Genomic DNA, 18,878 nt, shown 5'->3' with positions numbered 1-18,878 from the left:
CCTTATATCCTAATTATACCCTCTGAAATGATTACACCAGTCCCTCCAACACGCACCCGGGGCTTCGCAGGATCAGTCAGCCTTGTCGTAATGACCGATGGCCGTTGGAGGCTTTCACCCTGTAAACACCGGAACTCCTCGTCAAACTCCGTCAACACCCCATAATGATACAGATAGTACGTCATAGCGCCACTCGCCGTCCCGGTGGCGGATTCTTCGTCAATCCCGTAAAGGGGGCTGAAATTCCGGCTGCAGGCATGGGCATCCGTGACATCCAGGGTGAACGCGTGAATCCCGGCCAGCCCGTGCTTTTCTTGATAAGCTGCCAAGGCCTTCATATCCGGATTGATGACGTCGAGTGCAAGCTTGCTCATGACCGGAACCATGAGATCCATCAACCCGGTGCTCACGGCACGAGGCGGCAGGGCCCCTCCAATGGATGACACTTCGATTCCCAGGAGCCCAGCCAGTTCCACCACATCTTCACAGTGATCCCCGAGACTTGGTGGTGCCTGTTCCATCATGATGCGGCCGTTCGTTAAATGGACGGTGATGTCGCCCGCTCCGGTTTTCATGATGTAAGAGCGACCGTCTTCTACCAGTCCCTTGTCCAAAAGAACGGTAAAGGCAGCGATGGTGGCGTGTCCGCACAGATCCACCTCGGTATTCGGCGTGAAGAAGCGCACGTGGAATGAAGAATCGCTCTTCCTTTCCACAAAAGCAGTCTCTGAATAGCCAAGCTCACGTGCGAATAGCTGCATGAAGGATTCATCCATCTCATCCACCAGGACGACTCCGGCAGGATTCCCGCCGAACGGAACATCCGTAAAGGCATCCACAATAAAAAACTTCATCATTTTCCTCCTCAGACAATTTTCCTTATTGTATCAAACTTTTTGAAACCTTCTTGTCCATTCAGCGTAAATATAGGTGGAAACATGAAGATCATGGCAGGAAAACAGGCCTTCATGGCGAATGAAGAAACATACCCCATTTACCAGGAGGATCAAAACATGATCAATCAAATCGGTCAAATCATGCTTTATGTGAACAATCAGGATCAGGCGAAGGCATTCTGGAGTGAGAAAGCAGGCTTCCACATCAAGTCGGAAGAGGATAACGGCCATATGCGCTGGGTGGAAATCGCTCCTACAGCGGAGGCGGAGACGAGGATGATCCTTCATGATAAGGAGCTCATCGCCAAGATGTCGCCGGAGCTCAATCTCGGAACGCCTTCCATCATGTTTTTCAGCGACCGGTTTGATGAATTGTATGAGAAGCTATCCTCAGAGGGCGTGACCGTCGGGGAAATCGTCCAGATGGGCCCGCAGCGTGTGTTCAATTTCGCTGATGATGAAGACAATTATTTTGCCGTTATGGATCATAAACAATAGAGAAGATGACAGGTTTTCAGACATGAGCTGAGGGCCTGTTTTTATGAAGGAGGAACAAGTATGGAGCGCGTCATATTCCTGGATGCAGGGGGCGTTTTATTCGACACAGTCAAAAAAGGGGAAGACCGGGTTCATCACATTCTCGCAGAACGGGGATTCGAGCGACAGGATGTGCAGACGGCGATCGGGAAGGCGAAGATGCTGGAGCTTCCGTTCATCACGAATTGGGAAGAAGAGGAGCGCTATTTCAAACGCTATTACGAGGTCATTGCAGACGAAATGGGGGCAAGGGAACTCGCGCCGGAACTTTTTTACTTCTGCCACTATGCCCGCCACTGCGAGATGTTCATGGAAGTGAAGGCGGTGCTAGAGAAGCTGAAAGCAAAGCATTATCGCCTCGGGGTCATCTCAAACGCCGTGCCTAGCATGGACTGGGTATTCGACCAGCTCGGATTGCGGAAATATTTCGAGCGGATCATCCTCTCTTCCACCGTCAATAAAGTGAAGCCGAGCGAAGCGATCTACCGCTACGCACTAGAAGAGATGAACATCCGCGCGGAAGAAGCCGTCTTCGTCGACGATCTTATCGAGAACATCCAGGGGGCCGAGCGGATCGGCATGAAGGCCCTGCATCTCCAGCGGAAGAAGCAGGATCTATGGGAGCTCTTGAAGGAAGAAGGGTTGATATGAAGGGACCCATCGCCACGGGTAACACGGCGGAGATCTATCTGAATGATGCAGGCCATGCCGTCAAGGTGTACAAGGAAGGCTTCCCTGGGGACGAAGCCCTGAAGGAAGCGGAAAAGCAGCGTTACATCCATTCCCTTGGCATCCCTGTGCCGGAAGTCCTTGAACTCACCACTTTCAACGGAAGACAGGCCCTGGTCATGGAATACATAGAGGGAGAAACCCTCGGAGATCTCGCCATGAAGAACCGAACTCTTATGGAGGACTATTTGTCCGTGTCAGTCGAGACCCAGATAATGATCCATGAGAAAGAAGCGCCGGGACTTGAACCGATGAGAGATAAACTGATCAGGCAGCTGCAGGACGTCTCATCACTATCTTCAGAAGAGAAGATGGGCCTGTTGAAACAGGTGGATCAATTGTCAGGAACCAAGCTGTGTCACGGTGACTTACATCTATTCAATCTGGTGGAAACCGAGGATGGGATCCGGGTCCTCGATTGGGTGGACGCCAGTTCGGGGGACATCCGCGCAGATGTGGTTCGCACCTATCTCTTGTATGTTGGTTTCGATCAGGAAATCGCCGAGCAGTACCTTGCACTATACTGCGAGAAGAGCGGGGTGGACCGTGATGAGGTGCTCCAGTGGCAAGCGGTGATTGCAGGGGCTAGGCTGTCGGAGAACGTTCCGGGTGAGGATGCGGACCGGCTTCTAGGGATTGTATGGCAAGGAGTGAAAGGGAGGATACCTAAATGAAAACAATCGGATTACTCGGAGGTATGAGCTGGGAGTCATCCAGTGAATATTACCGCCTAATCAATCAAGGCATCAATCAAAAGCTCGGTGGCCACCACTCGGCGAAAAGCATCATGATGTCGGTGGATTTTGAAGAGGTCAAGCAGTTTCAGCATCATGATGAGTGGGACAAGGCTACAGAGCTGATGATTAAAGGAGCCCAGCAGATCGAACGCGGTGGCGCTGATTTTCTCCTGATCTGCACGAATACGATGCACAAAATGGCCGATGACGTTCAGAAATCCATCAATATTCCGCTCATCCATATCGCCGATGCCACTGCCCAAACCATCAAGGATGCAGGGCTGACGAAAATCGGTCTTCTTGGCACGGCGTTTACGATGGAAGAAGAATTCTACAAAGGCCGCCTTTCATCCCGCCATGGTCTTGAAGTCGTTGTTCCAGACCAAGAAGGTCGCCAGCTTGTACACGATATTATTTATCGGGAGCTGTGTCTCGGGAAAATAGTAGCGGCATCCAAAAGGGTCTATCAGCAGGTCATCGAGAAGTTGATCGATAAGGGATGCCAGGGTGTGATCCTTGGTTGTACGGAGATTTCCCTGTTGATTAAACAGGAGGATGTGGCTGTACCATTATTCAATACGACGGCCTTACACGCTGAAGCAGCCGTCTCACATGCCTTGAAAGGTGATAGAGTGCCCCACAAAGACCATTAATGGGAAGGTGATTGCTTGCTTCGAAGAACATGCAATCTAAGGACCAAAAGATTAAGTTGGTGGATGGACCGGTGATTAATGACTGTTGCATGAACCAAACAGGTAAGTTAGATTGAAACCTGAGCATTGCCTAGTTTAAAAAGCTGATCAATACCACCGTTCCGAAAGGGGGTGTGTGAATGAGAAGACCAATGTTTTGGTTATTGGTCATTTCAGTTCTTTTGATGAGCTGTAGCAACGCAGATGGTGGGAATGATTCTAGCTTACATGATTTCGACAATAGCGATCTGAGAGAACAACTGAACCAACAGGATTTCAAGCCTAAATTGCCAAGCAAGACTCCGATTGCAGTAAAGGATGCTCAATTCGACCCACCAGTTGCTGGTCATGAAATAGTGACATTTGATTTATATGGAGAAGGAAGCCATTTGGGCCTGATGATGGTTCGGGGGAAAGAAGTATCGAACAGTTCAGATAACGAATATGAAGAAGTGGAAATAGGGGACGTGAAAGGTGAATATGGAGAGGATGATGCCGGTGTGATGCATTTGGATTGGACTGATGATCAAATCCATTATCGTCTGACGTATTATGGGGAGCAGTCTGAAAAGGAAATCACCAAAGAAGAGCTGATTGAGACTGCTGAATCATTTGAATGATCTCTTGTTGATCTTCGCTGTGCCCGGATGGAATATATAAATCTAAACCCCCAGAGTCGGTAACTCTGGGGGTTTAGATTCGACTATAAAGTTTTCTAGTACTCACCCTGTATTGCCGCAACTCCTGATGGCAATACGGGATCATTCATTATTATTTCGTTGAACGTTTCAACACGCTCTTGAAGTGAGTGAACGTATCGAAGCTTGCTTTCCCGTGATAGGCGCCCATTCCGCTATCGCCTACGCCTCCGAATGGAAGGTAGTGGGATGTCATGTGGTTGATCGTATCATTGATGGATCCACCACCGAAGGAAATCGTACTCAGGATCTCATCCTGTACGGCTTCGTCATCAGAGAACAGGTAAAGAGCAAGTGGTTTCGGACGTTTCACAATCGGTTCGATGATATCGTCCAGGCTGTCATACGTCATGACAGGCAAAATCGGTCCGAAGATCTCATCCTGCATCACGGAGTCATCCCATGAGATGTTATCAAGGATGGTCGGCTCGATGATCAGGTTGTCGCGGTCATGTTTCCCGCCGGTCACGATGCTTCCGTTATCGAGGAAGCCGACAAGGCGGTCGAAGTGGCGCTCGCTCACTACATGTCCGAAGTTCGGGTTCTCGACGATGTTTTCACCATAAGAAGCCGTGATGACTTCTTTGAATTTGCTCATGAGTTCATCTTTTACGCTGCTGTGGACAAGAAGATAATCCGGTGCCACACAGGTTTGGCCGGCATTGGCGAATTTACCGCGTGCAATGCGCTGAGCTGCTTCATCAAGGTTGGCATCTTCGTGGACGATCGTCGGACTTTTACCGCCCAGTTCAAGCGTAGTCGGAGTCAGGTGCTTCGCTGCTGCTTCGGCCACGATTTTACCTACGCCCGTGCTGCCTGTGAAGAAGATGTAATCAAAGTCTTCTTTCAATAGGGCCGTGCTGGTTTCAACTTCGCCTTCCACAACATGAAGATATTCTTCAGGGAAGTTGTCGTTGATCAATGTAGAGAGCAGGGCAGATGTTTTCGGTGTAAGCTCGGAAGGCTTCAATACGGCCGTATTCCCACCGGCAATGGCGCCAACAAGCGGTGTCACAGCAAGCTGGAATGGATAGTTCCAAGGTGCGATGACAAGTGCAGAACCATACGGCTCAGGCTGGATGAAGCTTTTTGCTCCTTCGTGGGAAGCAGGTGTCGGCACTTCTTTTGTCGCTGCCCACTCTTCAAGATTCTCCACCATCAAGTCGATTTCACCGATCACGAGGCCGACCTCGGCACGTTTTGCTTCAAGCTCGGATTTATTCAGATCCTGTTTCACAGCATCCAGGATATCCTGCTCGTGCTTCTGAACAAGTGATTTCAATGTATTTAATGTGTTAATACGGAAAGCAACACTTTTGGTTTCTCCCGTACGGAAATACGTACGTTGTTTTGTTAAAAGATCTTGGTAGTTTTCCAACATGAACACTCCTTTGATTTGGCTACTCTATTGCTTTTCCCGTTTGGGACAAAAATAATCATGGGAACTATTTCTCGAGTTTCCAATTGATTGTGCGCAATTAGTTGATATGTCAATTGATGATCAGGACTACTATAATACAGCCGTTTTTTGTTTGCAAGGGATGTGCTTGATGTGCCTGAAATGAAGGAGAGCAGGAGCATACTACACGCTCGTTTGTCTAAGGTATGGCAAGATTCTAATGGATTTAATACAGGAGGAGAACCACTATGAATGAACGTTGGGTGAAAGTAAAAGATGTAAACATCTTTGTAAGGATGACAGGTCAAGAAGAAGGTGGTCACACCGTTGTTTTTGAAGCTGGATATGGAAATGATTCGAAAGTGTGGGATGGGGTGTGGGAAAACGTATCTGACCATGCACAAGTGATTTTATATGATCGAGCTGGGTTGGGGAGGAGCGATCCAACTAGGTCGGAGAGAACCAGTCTTCACATGGTTGAAGAACTTAGGGAGGTTCTGCATGAATTAAGCATCACAAGCCCTTTGATCTTGGTTGGGGACTCTTTTGGAGGAGTAAATATTAGGCTGTTTGCAAGCATGTATCCTGATGAAGTTGCCGGACTGATTCTTGTGGACTCCACTCCCGTTGACTATAGGGAACGTTTTCTCCCTGTAATGTCTGACGAATTCAAAATCAGGTATGCACAACAATTCACCCTCGAAGGCAACTACGATGAATTTCAGGAGAGCTTGGATCAATGCAAGTCTGCAGAGAAGAAGCCTCTACAAATACCAGTCGTTGTTCTTTGTGCAGGAAAGAAGGATCACTATTCAGAGGAGGCACAATCACTTTGGAATGATATGCAGCAAGAGCTCTCTTTATTGTCTACAATGGGAGAATACAGGGTCATAGAAGATAGTGCTCATTACATACAACGTGATCAGCCGGATGTGGTTATTTCGGCCATTAAGGAACTCATTAAGAAGTAGAGAGGGGAAACAGCCCCTCACATCTTCCTCGCCTTCACAATAAACGTGGAAGGCACCCATTCCGCTTTCTTACTGGCGTACCAACGTTCCGGGTTGTCAGACGGAGTGTCGGCAATCACTACTTCATCAATGACGTTTTCAATCGTAAATCCACACTGTATGAGCGTATTGATGTAGGTGGTCAGCTTTCGGTGGTGAATCACGACACTTTTATTCCACCCCTCATTGTATTCAGGACCTTCCGTTACATACGATTTGGTCATGACGAACTCGCCGTCCCGGTACTGGAGGCGGTCGTGCATGGGATTCTCCCAGCTGAAGATGAACGTGCCGCCCGGCTTCAGGTACGAGTGGACATGGCTCAATGTTTTCTTCAGATCATACGTCCAGCCCAGGGCGTATATGGAGTACACCACGTCGAAATGGTTCATAGGAAGCCCGGGATTCTCCTCCATGGGGGATTCGAACAGCTTCACTGTGGCATTCTGTTCCGAAAGCACACCCGTCGCCGCTTCGATCTGCTTTGTGGTCAGGTCGAGGCCCCACAGCTCACCGGCCCCCTGATTCCCCATATAGGCCAGGGAATGTCCACTCCCGCACCCGATATCGAGTACGGTTTTTCCGTTTACATCTCCAAACAGGTGAAGCTCATCTTCACTCGGGGCATTCGGCCCGAACTCCGGCAGGGCCGTCCGTCCGAAAAAGCGCTCGGCCGATTGCTCCCAGCTTGTCTTATTCATCGTCAAAATATCTACAGGTTTCATCTCAACACATCCTTCCTCATAGTACTTCTATAAATTGGTGGACATTTCCTGTAAATAAAAAAACTGAATCTCCCTCTAGGAAATTCAGTCGTCAATTCATGAAGCTGCCAATCAAGATGAATAAAGCCCCGATAGCAAACGCTCCGATGATGAAGATACCGATCCACCGTATCGGTTTAGGGAGGCTTCCATTCCCTGGGTCTGTACTTATTGGTGATCCTTCGATTTTATTCATGTGATCGGTTACATAGTTGAAGGGTTCTTTATCTGGCATGTTCATCACTCCTTGGGGATATTGTACATTGGGTTGTTGTATATGGTAACAAGTATAAGCTGGAAAGAAGGAGAACTCACTTCCTAAAAACAAGCCCATTCCGTTCCAGTTCATCCCTCAACACAGGAAGCGAGGAAGGACCGATCCCATGCAGGGAAAGAATTTCTTTTTCCGTGTACCTGCACAGATCCTCTGCACTCTTAATCCCTTCACTGGCCAAAGCTCTGCGTGCCGGAGCCGAAAGCTTGGACTGAAAGCCTTCAGAAGGCTTTTTTCCTTTCTCACAGGTCGGGCATGTGGGGCAATCACTGCTCTTGTAATAAACATGTCCGTGTTCGCAGACTCGTTTGGATGTCATGTTAGAGGCATCTCCTTTCATGTGTGAATCAGGTTTTCTTGTTTCCAATATACAATGAGCACACGGTTGAGGACCACACCTATTAGATAAATAATGGCCGTCACAGGCATCAACCCCATTAGAAGAGCGCCTGGAAGCCCGAATATCAAGGATTCGAGCATAAGCCTACCATTTTGGGGGAGTGGGAATGGGGCGCGCGGAGAACCGAACATTCCCCACGCGATTGCGAATAACAGGGGGAGGGTGATCCCGCTCAGCCACCCCATCCAGCCATCTCCCATATGGAATCCCCAATACCCGATTGCCGTCAAACCCATCAGCTCCAGAGTGAAGCGAAGGGCAGCATTCAACCTTCTAAGCCATCTAATCATTGGAGTCCTTTAATCAGCGGATTCCTGCAAGAAAAGCGTTGATGCTTTTTGTCAGGCTCTCATCCTTTTCAAGGGGAAGCCCGAATTCTCCGTGCTGCTCCAATGAAGCAAAGCCATGGAGAATGCTCCGCAGTCCCCGGACGGCATGAAGGGTGCCATGTTCGCCCAGACCATAGCCCTCCATGACTTGTATGATGATTCTGATGCTTTGATCCTGGATGTCCTGCAGCTCTTCATCGGCTCCGATCGCTACCATGAGCATGGCTTCATACAGTCCCGGATGGTCCCGGACGAATTGTACATAGGCCATACCGAAGGCGAGGACAGCGGCATCCATTGAACGGCCGACTGAAGCGTCCGTCAATCGTCGGTTCAACTGGGAATAGCCGCGTTTGGCCATTTCAATCTTCAGGGCAGGGAGTCCGCCTTTTACATGATTATAGAGGGAAGGGGGGCGGACATCTAATGATTTTGCCAAAGTGGCAAGGGTGACCTCACTCATCCCTTCACGGTCAGCAAGCTCGATTGCTGCTTTCACGATGATATCAAGATCCATTCCGATTCGTGGTGACATACTGATTCAACCTTTCTTTTTTGCCTTTAAGATGGCTTCGTTCATGATCGATTCAGGTGACGGTATCATCACTCCGTGACCTGCGGCGAGGAGAGTGGGCTTCAGATCAACCAGCTTTTGAGCGCTTTTCAGGGCCACCTCTTTATTCCAAGTTGCAAGCGCAGGGAACGGGAAGAGCACATTGAGTTGCCCGGAAACAGCCGTCCCTCCGCGCGTTTGAAAAGCATCTCCAATAATCAGGCTACCGTCCCTCTGGTCGAAGAAAGCCATTGACCCCGGTGTGTGCCCCGGTGCTGAAATGGCTCGGAGGGAACCGACCACATCATTTTCTTCTAGAAGGACATCCGCACGGGTCTGGATGTTCTTTGGCACGCCGCCGCGGATAGGTGTCTGGGGCTCGTGATCATCCAGGGAAACATCCCCGCGAAGAAGTCGTTCATCCCGTTTGGAAATATAGACTTCAGCATGAGGAAGTGATTCCTTCAGTTTATCCAACGCACCGATATGATCGTCATGGGCATGGGTCAAGACAATCCGGGTGATGGGTTTGCCGATTTTCTCGGCAGATGCCAGGATCGCTTCTGCACTATAAGGTAGTGCGGCATCGATAAGGGTCAGGTCATCCTGTTCTTCAACAAGATAGCAATTCACAGGAAACAACCGTGGCAGAAAAGATAACTGATGGATCTGATTTATACGGGTTAGACGCATGATGGCGTTCTCCTTTAAGAAAATGAATTTTGAAACTAATGATAATAACAATATAACTAATGGTATTAGTTTTGTCTAGTGATGAGGAGGGAATTATTTGAAACTGTTATTGATTCGCCACGGACAGTCCGAGGCAGATGTCTTGAACGTACATGAAGGAAGGGCCGACTATCCGTTGACGGAGCTTGGTCGTACACAAGGAAAAGCCATGGCGGCAAAAGTAGAAAGCTTTTTCAAACCAGACATCATCTGGTCCAGTACGTTAAAAAGAGCTGCCGAAACCACGGATATCCTGACAAATAAAGTGGGGTGCAAGGACGTCCGCTATGTAGACGAGCTGATGGAACAACATAATGGAATCTTAGCCGGCATGCCGTTTGTGGAAGCTGAGAAGATCCCCCTCCCTCAGTATCTTCACGAAGCTGTGGAGGGAGGGGAAACATTCATTGAGTTCCGGATGAGGATGGAGCACATCTTCTCCCGGATCATACATACAACGCATGCAGACAGGATCATCATCGTCGCTCATGGCGGTGTTTTATCCATGCTTCTGAATATCTTTATGGGGAATCCGGTTGATCAGAGTGTCTGGTTTATCACGGGTGACACAGGAATGCATCTGTTGGAGAAGGACGGGGAGGAGAGGTTGGTTCACTTTTTGAATGATACGGGGCATCTTTCCGAAATAAAGAATTGAAAAAGCCCCAACACATTTCGTGTGGGGACTCCGCTCATTCTTCCAATCTGGCTAAAATCTCTTTCAATAAATAAATCCCCCTGATCAAACACCCCAGGATCATCCCGAAACCAATCACCATGCCAAGCTGATCCATTCCTAAGAGAACAAATCCGATCAGGGTACTTACAGCCATTAAAAACAATAAAAACAAATGCGAACGTCCCTTCCTTTGGTAAAATATAGCTACGTGCAAGTGTAGGACGACTTACCATCCCTTGTCAAAGGGGGGTAGGGGGTTATAGAAAAGAGAGGTTGATCAATATGAATACGCGACTAGTCCTGAATGCCCCAAGGAAGTTGGAATGGATCAGTGAAGGGGACTCCGTACTATCAGAGGACGAAATCCGGGTTGAAACCCATGCGTGCGGAATAAGCATCGGGGCTGAAATGCCTCAATATCTAGGGACGGACCCGACCGATGTGGAGCCGGTCTATCCGCGGAAGGTCGGGTATGAAAGCGCGGGGAGGGTCATACAGATTGGAAAGTCCGTGACCGATTTCAAGGTGGGCGACCGCGTTATCGCTTTCTACGGTCAGCAGACATTCGGGGTCACCCCGTCCAGTAAGGCGGTCAGAATTCCTGCGGATGTAGAGTGGAAGTATGCGCTACTTAATACGCTTTCCTGTGATGCAGCCAAGGGCGTCCTGAAGCTGAATCTTTCGAAAGAAGATCGTGTCCTTGTAACAGGAGCAGGGACGATGGGCGTCTTGGCGATTCATTTCTTGAAACATCATCTCGGGGTGAGGCATGTGGATGTGGTGGAACCCGATGAAGCGAGGCATCCGTTGCCGCTGCGACTTGGTGCCGCCAGGATTTATCGCAGCGAAGCTGAAATAGAAGATTCCTATGATGCTGGATTGGAGTGCTCAGCCCACAGTGCTGCGTTCCTCACGCTAATGAACGTCATGAAGGGGGAGGGGACCATCTGTGTTTTATCAGATGGGAATCGTGATGAATTTACGCTTCCTTCAGCATTTTTCGAGAAGGAATTGAGGATTCTCGCTTCAAGTGATGGCTATGACTATCGCAAACATGGTGAGTGGTTTTTCAGTACATATGAAGAGACGCCTTATCTCACGGATTTGTTTGAACGGGAGATCATACGGGATCAAGTGATCGCTTGCTTTGAAGAGATGGAATCCATCCGGCCTCTGAAAGTGTTTGTTGATTATAAAAAAGATAGAGGGGTAAACGATGAAAGAAGTGATTGATTTATTGGAAGCGGTGCATGGGAGCACTGGGTTCTTATCCTATTCCTCTAAGGATCGGAGGATCACAGCATCCTATAATGAGGAGTTGGTTATGCCGCTTGCTTCGGCAGGAAAAGTAGCGATTGGATTTGCAGTCGCAGGTATGGTGGAGAGTGGAGGAATGAAATGGGATGAGGTCATCCAACCTATCCGCTTTAACCCTGATGAAGATAGTCGTGAATTGTATCCACATTTTCAAAACAGGCAGTCACTCATGCTTGGGGAGGCCGTGGAAGTCATGATTGCATGCCATGACAGTGTCGTTGCTGAACAGGTGGTGACTTTGGCAGGGGGATGGGACCATGTGAATAGAATGATTCGAAGGCGTTTTGATCATATGTGCGTCACTTCTGATCCCCGCTCACCTGAAAATAAAGGGATGCTTCAGGAGTTGATGCAGATGCTGATCGAAGTGGTGGAAGGATATGATTATCGTCCCGATGTGTGGATGCCGATCATGAATGGCCTGGTCCGCCAACAGGAAGAAGTGGAAGGCATACCGCCTCATCAACTCAATCACATGACTGGAGGACTACCGGATATGGCCATCGACATTGGTGTGATCGGGGAGTTTGGGAAAGAACGATGTTTGTTTGTCATAGGGGCGGCAGGTGTTCCTGACCGGAGAGAGTCGCAAGGGACCGATGACTGCCTGGCAGAGTCCCTGCGTCTCCTACACCGTTCACTGGGTTAATTCTTCACCGCATCCACCATCAAAGAAGGGAACGTCAAGACCTCCCGATTCCGCGGATCCACCTTCTTCGAACGGAAAATCACGCCTTTTGCTTCATCCCATTCGGAAGCGTGAAACTGTCCGTCCTCATCACAATACTCCAACAATTTGACTTCAAAGCCTGCCTGTGAAAACATCTCAGTCAGGCTTTTGTATGTATGGACGATTTTATGGCTGGCTGCAGCATGATCCGCCGGTCCAGGTCCGCCTACCTGAACGATATGCTGATACTCCTCATCCGGGAAAAACCCATCGGGTACGGCGCAGCGGACGTATCCGCCTTTTCTGAGATAGCGGTAACAGCGTTTGGCGGCTTCAAGTCCTTCTTCTGCAGTGAGATGCTCCCACACGTGCTCGGCGAGAATGGCCGAAATGCTGCTTACTTCATATGTCCTTTTCCATGTTTCTTCTATAAGAAGGTCGAGCTCCAGCTCATCGGTATGGATCCAGTCGGGGTTATTATGGTAGGGTCCCGCGCCGATCACCACTTTCAATTCTTCCATGATTGATCACCTCAATTTATGCATTCGACCAGATCCGATAATTTTCCTTTATTTTGAACTGTCAAGACAGATACATTACATTTGTCACGGGTGTCGCGACAAAGTCAGTTTTCAAGAAGGTTGTATGACGTTTCTAAGGTGACATATCATATAGATGTGATCTTATGTCATAAATCCTACTATAGAAGGGGAGAAATTACATGGCACAGTCTACTGTTAAAGTAAAGATTCAGAAGTTCGGTAACTTCCTGAGTTCCATGGTACTGCCGAATATCGGTGCTTTTATCGCGTGGGGATTAATCACTGCGCTTTTCATTCCAGACGGCCTCATCCCAAATGAAAGCCTTAACAAATTAGTGAGCCCGATGGTGACGTATCTGTTACCACTCTTGATCGGGTATACGGGTGGTAAATTGATTCACGATCAGCGGGGAGGTGTCGTCGGTGCCATCGCCACGATGGGTGTCATCGTCGGTGCGCCTGATACGCCGATGTTCCTCGGCGCCATGATCATGGGTCCCCTTGGTGCGTATGTCATCAAGAAATTTGACGAACTGATTGACGGGAAGATCCGTTCAGGATTTGAAATGCTCGTCAACAACTTCTCAGCAGGGATCCTGGGTGGAGCCCTCGCCATCCTTGCATTCCTCGGAATCGGTCCTGCGGTGGATGCATTCACCCAGCTCCTTGTCCACGGTGTCGACTGGCTGATCGCAGCGCATCTTTTGCCGCTGACAAGCATCTTGATCGAACCGGCCAAAATCTTGTTCCTGAATAACGCGATCAACCACGGGATCCTTTCCCCGATCGGTCTCGAGCAGGTTCAACAAACAGGAAAATCGGTCCTCTTCCTATTGGAAGCAAACCCTGGACCGGGTCTTGGTGTCCTGCTTGCGTATATGTTCTTCTCAAGAGGGACAGCGAAGCAATCCGCACCGGGTGCCGCCATCATCCATTTCTTCGGGGGGATCCACGAGATCTACTTCCCGTATGTGCTGATGAAACCGGCACTGCTCCTTTCAGTCATCCTTGGTGGTATGAGTGGAGTACTGACACTTGTCCTTCTTGGCGGAGGTCTTGCATCACCGGCTTCACCAGGTAGTGTCATAGCCATTGGATTGGTGACACCGACTGGAGACGTTGGAGCGTACATCGCGAACTTCGCGGCGATCATCGTGGCTGCAGTCGTGTCCTTCCTCGTGTCCGCCGTCATCTTGAAATCAAGCAAAAAAGACGATGGAAACATCGAAGACGCAACAAAAAAAATGGAAGATATGAAAGGGAAGAAAAGCTCCGTTGCCGGTCACTTCAACCAGCAATCAAACGGACAGCTTCCTGAGAATGTAAACAAAATCATTTTCGCCTGCGATGCCGGAATGGGGTCCAGTGCAATGGGTGCTTCACTCCTTCGTAAGAAAGTGAAGGAAGCAGGCATTGAAGGTGTGACCGTCACCAACACGGCCATCAGCAATCTGCCGGCCGATGCCCAAGTGGTCATCACACAGGAAGAGCTGACGCCGCGTGCGCAAAGCAAGCTTCCAAGTGCGTACCACATCTCAGTGGATAACTTCCTATCCAGTCCCGAGTATGACAAGTTGATCGGAAGCCTTCAGGCTGACGTGACACCAGCTCAAGAAGAGCTTGTGGAAGAAGCGGAAGCACCTGTTGACGCTCCTGACTCAGGAGATGACGATCTTCTACTAGAAGAGAACATCTTCTTGAATCAATCGTTCGCAACGAAGGAAGAAGCCATCCGATTTGCCGGTGAAGCATTGGCCAAAGCCGGATACGTGGAAGACAGCTATGTAGATGCCATGATCGACCGTGAAGGCATCACGACGACTTACATGGGTAATAACGTAGCCATCCCGCATGGAACGGAAGAAGCGAAGCGGGCAGTCCTGAAATCCGGATTCACCATCATCCAGGTTCCAGACGGTGTCGACTTCAACGGAGAGAAAGCGAAGCTGATCTTCGGTATCGCCGGTAAGGACGGCACGCATCTTGAGATCCTCTCAAGCATCGCGGTCATCTGCTCCGAGCAGGAGAACGTCGACAAAATGGTCCTCGCCTCTTCTGCAAAAGAAATCAAAGACATCATCAATAGCAACTAATGGAATCCAAATCGGAGAGGCGCACGCTTGCTTTTCCGATTTGGATGTTCTTATACTAGTGTAGATAAAGAAAGGGGGGAGACGTATGTTCATTACATCCAGGGAAAAAGCGATCATCGAACTGATTGTGAAAACCTCGGGTAAACATACCGTCCACTCCCTTTCTGCGTATTTGAACGTAAGCGGACGGACGATCCAGCGCAACCTGAAGTCCATTGAGGGCGTGCTGAAGCAGCATCAACTCGAGCTCATGCGGACACCTGCCGATGGCCTTTTCATCAGCGGGAAAAATGAAAACATCTACAGGCTCATCCAACAGCTGGCTGAATCCGAACCAACGGATGAAACACCTGAAGAGAGGAAGCTGCGGCTCCTCGTCACCCTTCTCGAGGGAGGCTCCTCTTTCAAGATGAGCGTTCTGGCCAATGAGCTGGGCATCAGTATTTCAAGCCTGACGACCATCCTCGATGAAGTCGCGGACTGGCTAGCCAAGTTCAACGTGACGCTCACCCGCAAGCGGGGGGTGGGGGTGGAAGTAGCAGCCGATGAAGGAAGCCGCCGCCATGCCTTGGCAAGCTTCTCCATCGTGTACTTCTATGAGGAAATCATCGACAGCCTCTATTCCCTGCAAAAAGGGCAGGATAGCGTCCTGCCTGTTCTCGGATTTTATGAACCTGAGCTTCTCCTTGCTACTTATGAATCGCTCGGAATCGTATTGGATCAGGAAGGTGTGAACCTGGTCGACAGTGATTTCGTCGGCCTTGTCGTCCACATCTGCCTCTCCATCCAGCGGGTGCGGAGGGGGCATGTCCTTCAGAGCGCTGGAACCCCCGATGAATCAAGGGAATACAGCCTCATGAAGTCTGTCGCAGACGTTCTCAGGGAAAGGCTCTCCGTGACGATCACAGAGGCCGATGTCGCCTTCTGGTCGGTCATCCTTCGGGGATCGAAGCTGCAGGAACCGGGAGCCACTTACTATGATAGTGTGTTCCTCGGTCATCTCGTGAAGAAACTCGTGAGCGATGTTTCGGCCAAGCTCACCGTCGATCTGACGGATGATTTCTCCCTGTATCAGGGGCTCATGGCGCATATGGGACCGTCGATCTTCCGCCTTCAACAGAAGATGGAGCTCTTCAACCCCCTGACGGATGAGATCAAGAAGAAGTACCCGGTCCTGTTCCTCGCCGTGAAGGACAGCCTGGAGCTAGAGTTTCCGGACATGATATTCCCCGATGCGGAGGTCGCCTATATCGTCCTCCACTTCGGATCGGCCCTTCTCATGAACGAAGAGAAGGTGAAGGTCGATGCCGTCATCGTCTGTCCGACAGGCATCGGAGCGTCCAAGATGCTCGCAAGCAGAATCAAGAAGGAACTGAAGATCATCAATCCCGTCGGCATCTTATCCCTGAATGACTTCAGGGACGCCGATCCCGACGACTATGATATCGTCATATCCACCGTGCGCCTTCCGTTCACCAATCTTGATTATATCCTTGTCAGTCCGCTTTTGAGCGAAGAGGATATCGCGATTATTCAGACGTACGTCCAGAACAACATCGAACGGATCACAAGCAGGAAGTACCTGAAGCCGGTGAAACCGGTGAAGATAGAGAAGAAGCCGACGGAGATCCGCGGACTTCTCCAGGAAATCAAAGACGTCCACACAAGCATCGAATCGATCTTGGATCACTTCCGCGTGTACCGGAAGCAGTCGGTGACGGATCATTTTACCGTCATGAACGAAATGGTCCAACAGGCGAAGCTCGATGGCCTCGTGACAGATGAAGGAAAGGTCATGGACAAGCTGATGGAAAGGGAGCAGCGTGGCGGACTTGGGATCCCAGGAACGAATATGGGGCTATTCCATTGCCTCGACCCCCACGTCACCCAGCTCGTGTTCCAGGTGGCACATCTGGACAAGCCGTTCCTCATCAAAGGGATGAACGGGAAGCCCATGGAGATGAAGAGCCTTCTCCTCATGCTCGCTCCGGAAGGGTTGAGTGAGAGGGAGAACGAAATCCTCAGCCTCATCTCCACGAGCCTCATCGAAAACCAGGCGTCCATGATGATCTATTCCTCCACCAACGAGGCCATGATCTATCGAAAACTTGAAGAACTCTTCTTAGACTATGTTCAACAAAACCTTATAAAGGAATGATTATGATGAATAAAACCATCCACTTTGGAGCAGGAAACATCGGCAGGGGCTTTATCGGGGCCCTATTCGCCCAATCAGGCTATCACGTCACCTTCGTTGATATTGCCGACACCATCATCAACAAGCTGAACGAAGAAGGCACCTATCAGGTGAAGCTGGCAACGGAATCAAACGAGTCTGAAACCATCACCAACGTCTCAGGATTGAATAACCTTCACCAGGAAGACGAAGTTGTTGCAGGCATCGCTGAAGCGACATACCTTACAACGGCCATCGGACCGAACATCCTGCCGCGCATCGCACCCCTCATCGCCAAGGGAATCGAAGCGCGCCTGGAGAAAACATCCGAGCCGCTCTATGTGATTGCATGTGAAAACCAGATCAGTGCAACCGACCTGTTGAAAGGATACATCCTTGAGCACCTTTCTGAAGCAACCGTCAGCAAGATGGAAGGAAACGTCCACTTCTTCAACTCCGCCGTCGACCGCATCGTGCCGATCCAGGATCAGGATTCACTCGACGTCCTTGTCGAACCTTACTACGAATGGGTCGTGGAAACGTCTGAAACCATCCCGCCGGTCAACGGAATGACCATCGTGGATGAGCTCGCTCCATTCATCGAGCGCAAACTGTTCACCGTCAACACAGGACATGCCGTCATCGCCTACCTCGGCTACCTTCAAGGGAAGGAAACGATCGATCAGACCCTTGCCGATGAAGCCATTGCCACTCAAGTGCGCGAAACGTTGAAAGAAACAGGAGCCTACCTCGTGAAGGAATACGGCTTGAATGAAGAGGATCACCTCGCCTACATCGAGAAGATCATATCCCGCTTCCAAAACGCCTACCTGAACGACGGCGTCACCAGGGTTGGACGCGCACCGATCCGTAAACTCGGACCGGAAGACCGCCTGATCCGCCCGACCACGCAAGCGGCCAAAGCTGACCTCGGCTACACGAATCTTGCAAAAGCCATCGCAGCTGCCCTGCTCTTCGACAATCCGCAAGATCCGGAAGCCGTCGAAGTCCAATCCATCATCAAAGAACACGGCGTAGCCGGCGCACTCAAAGAGATCAGCGCACTCGATCCAGACAGTGCCATCACCAAAGAAATCATCGCCCAATACGACGCGTTGAAAGCATAAAGGAAAAGGAAGCATGGGGACCCCGTGCTTCCTTTTTTGTTTTTTCGCCAGGCTGGCAGTATACCTGCATTTAGAAAAATTATACAATGGAAATATGGAAAAGGTTTACTACTACATAACTGAAATGGGGTGGGGAAAATGAAGAAAAAAATCGGTTGGATCCTTGCAACAGCCACAGTCTTAATCGCTGCAGCACCACTGTACTATTTCATCACATTATCTCTTTACGAGCCGTCAGAGGATCTATACCACTTCCCGGTTCCTACACATGCGAAACTGGTCGGGGAGAACGAAAACGGTCATCAGTATGATTGGTCAAGGGCATCTGAAGAAAACGGGATACCTTTTGGGTATGAAATGGTCCTGAAGGCAAACGGATGGGAAAAAGGAGAAAGAGAAGGCGCTTCCGTTTATTACACAAAAGGGGATCACACAATAGACCTGATGTCGACATCCAAGCACCTGGATATCCTCAGAGTGGACTGATAGATATGACCGCACTCAGCCGATGGGAGCAAGGGAAT

General features: G+C 49.7%; 23 protein-coding genes. 13 read left to right on the top strand and 10 right to left on the bottom strand.

The window, feature by feature from the left end:
• Nucleotides 1–2 precede the first annotated feature (2 nt).
• A complete protein-coding gene (locus AF331_RS11505; protein ID WP_053428256.1) occupies nucleotides 3–854 on the bottom strand; it encodes a PhzF family phenazine biosynthesis protein in 852 nt (283 codons plus the stop codon).
• 159 nt (nucleotides 855–1,013) lie between these two features.
• Between AF331_RS11505 and AF331_RS11500 the strand changes: the two genes are divergently transcribed.
• The 5 genes from AF331_RS11500 (at nucleotide 1,014) to AF331_RS22165 (ending at nucleotide 4,211) form a co-directional block, all read left to right on the top strand.
• Nucleotides 1,014–1,394, top strand: coding sequence for a VOC family protein (locus tag AF331_RS11500; protein ID WP_053428943.1), 381 nt, complete (start codon nucleotides 1,014–1,016; stop codon nucleotides 1,392–1,394).
• A gap of 60 nt (nucleotides 1,395–1,454) precedes the next feature.
• A complete protein-coding gene (locus tag AF331_RS11495) occupies nucleotides 1,455–2,084 on the top strand; it encodes an HAD family hydrolase (RefSeq protein ID WP_053428255.1) in 630 nt (209 codons plus the stop codon).
• Nucleotides 2,081–2,836 carry a phosphotransferase family protein gene (locus AF331_RS11490; protein ID WP_235576376.1) on the top strand — a complete coding sequence of 252 codons (756 nt, stop codon included), beginning with the start codon at nucleotides 2,081–2,083 and terminating at the stop codon, nucleotides 2,834–2,836. Before AF331_RS11495 ends, AF331_RS11490 begins: the two co-directional genes overlap by 4 nt.
• Nucleotides 2,833–3,552 carry an aspartate/glutamate racemase family protein gene (locus AF331_RS11485; protein ID WP_053428253.1) on the top strand — a complete coding sequence of 240 codons (720 nt, stop codon included), beginning with the start codon at nucleotides 2,833–2,835 and terminating at the stop codon, nucleotides 3,550–3,552. The genes AF331_RS11490 and AF331_RS11485 overlap by 4 nt, the downstream gene beginning before the upstream one ends.
• 179 nt (nucleotides 3,553–3,731) lie before the next feature.
• A complete protein-coding gene (locus AF331_RS22165; RefSeq protein WP_152915610.1) occupies nucleotides 3,732–4,211 on the top strand; it encodes a DUF4367 domain-containing protein in 480 nt (159 codons plus the stop codon).
• Nucleotides 4,212–4,362: 151 nt separating this feature from the next.
• On the opposite strand, the gene AF331_RS11475 is transcribed toward AF331_RS22165, so the two are convergent.
• On the bottom strand, nucleotides 4,363–5,670 hold the full coding sequence (locus AF331_RS11475; RefSeq protein ID WP_235576375.1) for an aldehyde dehydrogenase: 1,308 nt from the start codon (nucleotides 5,668–5,670) through the stop codon (nucleotides 4,363–4,365).
• 266 nt (nucleotides 5,671–5,936) lie between these two features.
• On the opposite strand from AF331_RS11475, the gene AF331_RS11470 reads away from it, so the two are divergent.
• On the top strand, nucleotides 5,937–6,659 hold the full coding sequence (locus AF331_RS11470; RefSeq protein ID WP_053428251.1) for an alpha/beta fold hydrolase: 723 nt from the start codon (nucleotides 5,937–5,939) through the stop codon (nucleotides 6,657–6,659).
• 17 nt (nucleotides 6,660–6,676) lie between these two features.
• Here AF331_RS11470 and AF331_RS11465 read toward each other — a convergent pair whose 3' ends face one another.
• The 6 genes from AF331_RS11465 to AF331_RS11440 all read right to left on the bottom strand — a co-directional run bounded on the left by AF331_RS11465 (nucleotide 6,677) and on the right by AF331_RS11440 (nucleotide 9,711).
• Complete coding sequence (locus tag AF331_RS11465; protein WP_053428250.1) at nucleotides 6,677–7,423, bottom strand: class I SAM-dependent methyltransferase; 747 nt, start codon at nucleotides 7,421–7,423, stop codon at nucleotides 6,677–6,679.
• A gap of 91 nt (nucleotides 7,424–7,514) precedes the next feature.
• The gene (locus AF331_RS11460) at nucleotides 7,515–7,697 is read right to left on the bottom strand and encodes a hypothetical protein (protein ID WP_053428249.1); all 183 of its coding nucleotides are present in this window, start codon (nucleotides 7,695–7,697) and stop codon (nucleotides 7,515–7,517) included.
• 76 nt (nucleotides 7,698–7,773) lie between these two features.
• Nucleotides 7,774–8,055, bottom strand: coding sequence for an RNA polymerase alpha subunit C-terminal domain-containing protein (locus AF331_RS11455; protein WP_053428248.1), 282 nt, complete (start codon nucleotides 8,053–8,055; stop codon nucleotides 7,774–7,776).
• A gap of 17 nt (nucleotides 8,056–8,072) precedes the next feature.
• Nucleotides 8,073–8,426, bottom strand: coding sequence for a YrdB family protein (locus AF331_RS11450; protein WP_082346951.1), 354 nt, complete (start codon nucleotides 8,424–8,426; stop codon nucleotides 8,073–8,075).
• A 13-nt stretch (nucleotides 8,427–8,439) separates the two neighbouring features.
• Complete coding sequence (locus tag AF331_RS11445) at nucleotides 8,440–9,000, bottom strand: TetR/AcrR family transcriptional regulator (protein ID WP_053428246.1); 561 nt, start codon at nucleotides 8,998–9,000, stop codon at nucleotides 8,440–8,442.
• 6 nt (nucleotides 9,001–9,006) lie between these two features.
• A complete protein-coding gene (locus AF331_RS11440; protein WP_053428245.1) occupies nucleotides 9,007–9,711 on the bottom strand; it encodes an MBL fold metallo-hydrolase in 705 nt (234 codons plus the stop codon).
• 97 nt (nucleotides 9,712–9,808) lie between these two features.
• On the opposite strand from AF331_RS11440, the gene AF331_RS11435 reads away from it, so the two are divergent.
• Nucleotides 9,809–10,408 (top strand): histidine phosphatase family protein, encoded by a 600-nt coding sequence (locus tag AF331_RS11435; RefSeq protein WP_053428244.1) that lies wholly within the window; start codon nucleotides 9,809–9,811, stop codon nucleotides 10,406–10,408.
• Nucleotides 10,409–10,442: 34 nt separating this feature from the next.
• Here AF331_RS11435 and AF331_RS22400 read toward each other — a convergent pair whose 3' ends face one another.
• The gene (locus tag AF331_RS22400; RefSeq protein WP_156489283.1) at nucleotides 10,443–10,583 is read right to left on the bottom strand and encodes a hypothetical protein; all 141 of its coding nucleotides are present in this window, start codon (nucleotides 10,581–10,583) and stop codon (nucleotides 10,443–10,445) included.
• A gap of 128 nt (nucleotides 10,584–10,711) precedes the next feature.
• Here AF331_RS22400 and AF331_RS11430 point away from each other — a divergent pair, with 128 nt between their 5' ends.
• A complete protein-coding gene (locus tag AF331_RS11430; protein WP_053428243.1) occupies nucleotides 10,712–11,662 on the top strand; it encodes an alcohol dehydrogenase catalytic domain-containing protein in 951 nt (316 codons plus the stop codon).
• Complete coding sequence (locus tag AF331_RS11425) at nucleotides 11,646–12,395, top strand: serine hydrolase (protein WP_053428242.1); 750 nt, start codon at nucleotides 11,646–11,648, stop codon at nucleotides 12,393–12,395. The genes AF331_RS11430 and AF331_RS11425 overlap by 17 nt, the downstream gene beginning before the upstream one ends.
• Here the strand turns inward: AF331_RS11425 and AF331_RS11420 are convergent.
• Nucleotides 12,392–12,937 carry a class I SAM-dependent methyltransferase gene (locus AF331_RS11420; RefSeq protein WP_053428241.1) on the bottom strand — a complete coding sequence of 182 codons (546 nt, stop codon included), beginning with the start codon at nucleotides 12,935–12,937 and terminating at the stop codon, nucleotides 12,392–12,394. The two genes, AF331_RS11425 and AF331_RS11420, sit on opposite strands and share 4 nt — an antisense overlap.
• Nucleotides 12,938–13,137: 200 nt before the next feature.
• On the opposite strand from AF331_RS11420, the gene AF331_RS11415 reads away from it, so the two are divergent.
• From AF331_RS11415 to AF331_RS11400, 4 genes are all read left to right on the top strand, one after another.
• The gene (locus AF331_RS11415) at nucleotides 13,138–15,051 is read left to right on the top strand and encodes a PTS mannitol transporter subunit IICBA (RefSeq protein ID WP_053428240.1); all 1,914 of its coding nucleotides are present in this window, start codon (nucleotides 13,138–13,140) and stop codon (nucleotides 15,049–15,051) included.
• 85 nt (nucleotides 15,052–15,136) lie between these two features.
• The gene (locus AF331_RS11410) at nucleotides 15,137–17,209 is read left to right on the top strand and encodes a BglG family transcription antiterminator (RefSeq protein ID WP_053428239.1); all 2,073 of its coding nucleotides are present in this window, start codon (nucleotides 15,137–15,139) and stop codon (nucleotides 17,207–17,209) included.
• A 5-nt stretch (nucleotides 17,210–17,214) separates the two neighbouring features.
• Complete coding sequence (locus AF331_RS11405; RefSeq protein ID WP_053428941.1) at nucleotides 17,215–18,354, top strand: mannitol-1-phosphate 5-dehydrogenase; 1,140 nt, start codon at nucleotides 17,215–17,217, stop codon at nucleotides 18,352–18,354.
• Between the two features lie 138 nt (nucleotides 18,355–18,492).
• Complete coding sequence (locus tag AF331_RS11400; protein WP_053428238.1) at nucleotides 18,493–18,840, top strand: hypothetical protein; 348 nt, start codon at nucleotides 18,493–18,495, stop codon at nucleotides 18,838–18,840.
• The last annotated feature ends 38 nt before the right edge of the window (nucleotides 18,841–18,878 follow it).

Origin of the sequence: Rossellomorea marisflavi, assembly GCF_001274775.1 — a bacterium.
Lineage (GTDB): Bacteria > Bacillota > Bacilli > Bacillales > Bacillaceae_B > Rossellomorea > Rossellomorea marisflavi.
This window is presented reverse-complemented; position numbering and strand designations above follow the sequence as displayed.

Coding starts and splice junctions, on each gene's coding strand:
- AF331_RS11415 (WP_053428240.1), top strand. CDS start 13,138: ATGGCACAGTCTACTGTTAAAGTAAAGATTCAGAAGTTCGGTAACTTC.
- AF331_RS11410 (WP_053428239.1), top strand. CDS start 15,137: ATGTTCATTACATCCAGGGAAAAAGCGATCATCGAACTGATTGTGAAA.
- AF331_RS11405 (WP_053428941.1), top strand. CDS start 17,215: ATGAATAAAACCATCCACTTTGGAGCAGGAAACATCGGCAGGGGCTTT.
- AF331_RS11500 (WP_053428943.1), top strand. CDS start 1,014: ATGATCAATCAAATCGGTCAAATCATGCTTTATGTGAACAATCAGGAT.
- AF331_RS22165 (WP_152915610.1), top strand. CDS start 3,732: ATGAGAAGACCAATGTTTTGGTTATTGGTCATTTCAGTTCTTTTGATG.
- AF331_RS11460 (WP_053428249.1), bottom strand. CDS start 7,697: ATGCCAGATAAAGAACCCTTCAACTATGTAACCGATCACATGAATAAA.
- AF331_RS11485 (WP_053428253.1), top strand. CDS start 2,833: ATGAAAACAATCGGATTACTCGGAGGTATGAGCTGGGAGTCATCCAGT.
- AF331_RS11430 (WP_053428243.1), top strand. CDS start 10,712: ATGAATACGCGACTAGTCCTGAATGCCCCAAGGAAGTTGGAATGGATC.
- AF331_RS11425 (WP_053428242.1), top strand. CDS start 11,646: ATGAAAGAAGTGATTGATTTATTGGAAGCGGTGCATGGGAGCACTGGG.
- AF331_RS11455 (WP_053428248.1), bottom strand. CDS start 8,055: ATGACATCCAAACGAGTCTGCGAACACGGACATGTTTATTACAAGAGC.
- AF331_RS11505 (WP_053428256.1), bottom strand. CDS start 854: ATGAAGTTTTTTATTGTGGATGCCTTTACGGATGTTCCGTTCGGCGGG.
- AF331_RS11445 (WP_053428246.1), bottom strand. CDS start 9,000: ATGTCACCACGAATCGGAATGGATCTTGATATCATCGTGAAAGCAGCA.
- AF331_RS11420 (WP_053428241.1), bottom strand. CDS start 12,937: ATGGAAGAATTGAAAGTGGTGATCGGCGCGGGACCCTACCATAATAAC.
- AF331_RS11450 (WP_082346951.1), bottom strand. CDS start 8,426: ATGATTAGATGGCTTAGAAGGTTGAATGCTGCCCTTCGCTTCACTCTG.
- AF331_RS11495 (WP_053428255.1), top strand. CDS start 1,455: ATGGAGCGCGTCATATTCCTGGATGCAGGGGGCGTTTTATTCGACACA.
- AF331_RS22400 (WP_156489283.1), bottom strand. CDS start 10,583: ATGGCTGTAAGTACCCTGATCGGATTTGTTCTCTTAGGAATGGATCAG.
- AF331_RS11400 (WP_053428238.1), top strand. CDS start 18,493: ATGAAGAAAAAAATCGGTTGGATCCTTGCAACAGCCACAGTCTTAATC.
- AF331_RS11475 (WP_235576375.1), bottom strand. CDS start 5,670: ATGTTGGAAAACTACCAAGATCTTTTAACAAAACAACGTACGTATTTC.
- AF331_RS11490 (WP_235576376.1), top strand. CDS start 2,081: ATGAAGGGACCCATCGCCACGGGTAACACGGCGGAGATCTATCTGAAT.
- AF331_RS11440 (WP_053428245.1), bottom strand. CDS start 9,711: ATGCGTCTAACCCGTATAAATCAGATCCATCAGTTATCTTTTCTGCCA.
- AF331_RS11465 (WP_053428250.1), bottom strand. CDS start 7,423: ATGAAACCTGTAGATATTTTGACGATGAATAAGACAAGCTGGGAGCAA.
- AF331_RS11470 (WP_053428251.1), top strand. CDS start 5,937: ATGAATGAACGTTGGGTGAAAGTAAAAGATGTAAACATCTTTGTAAGG.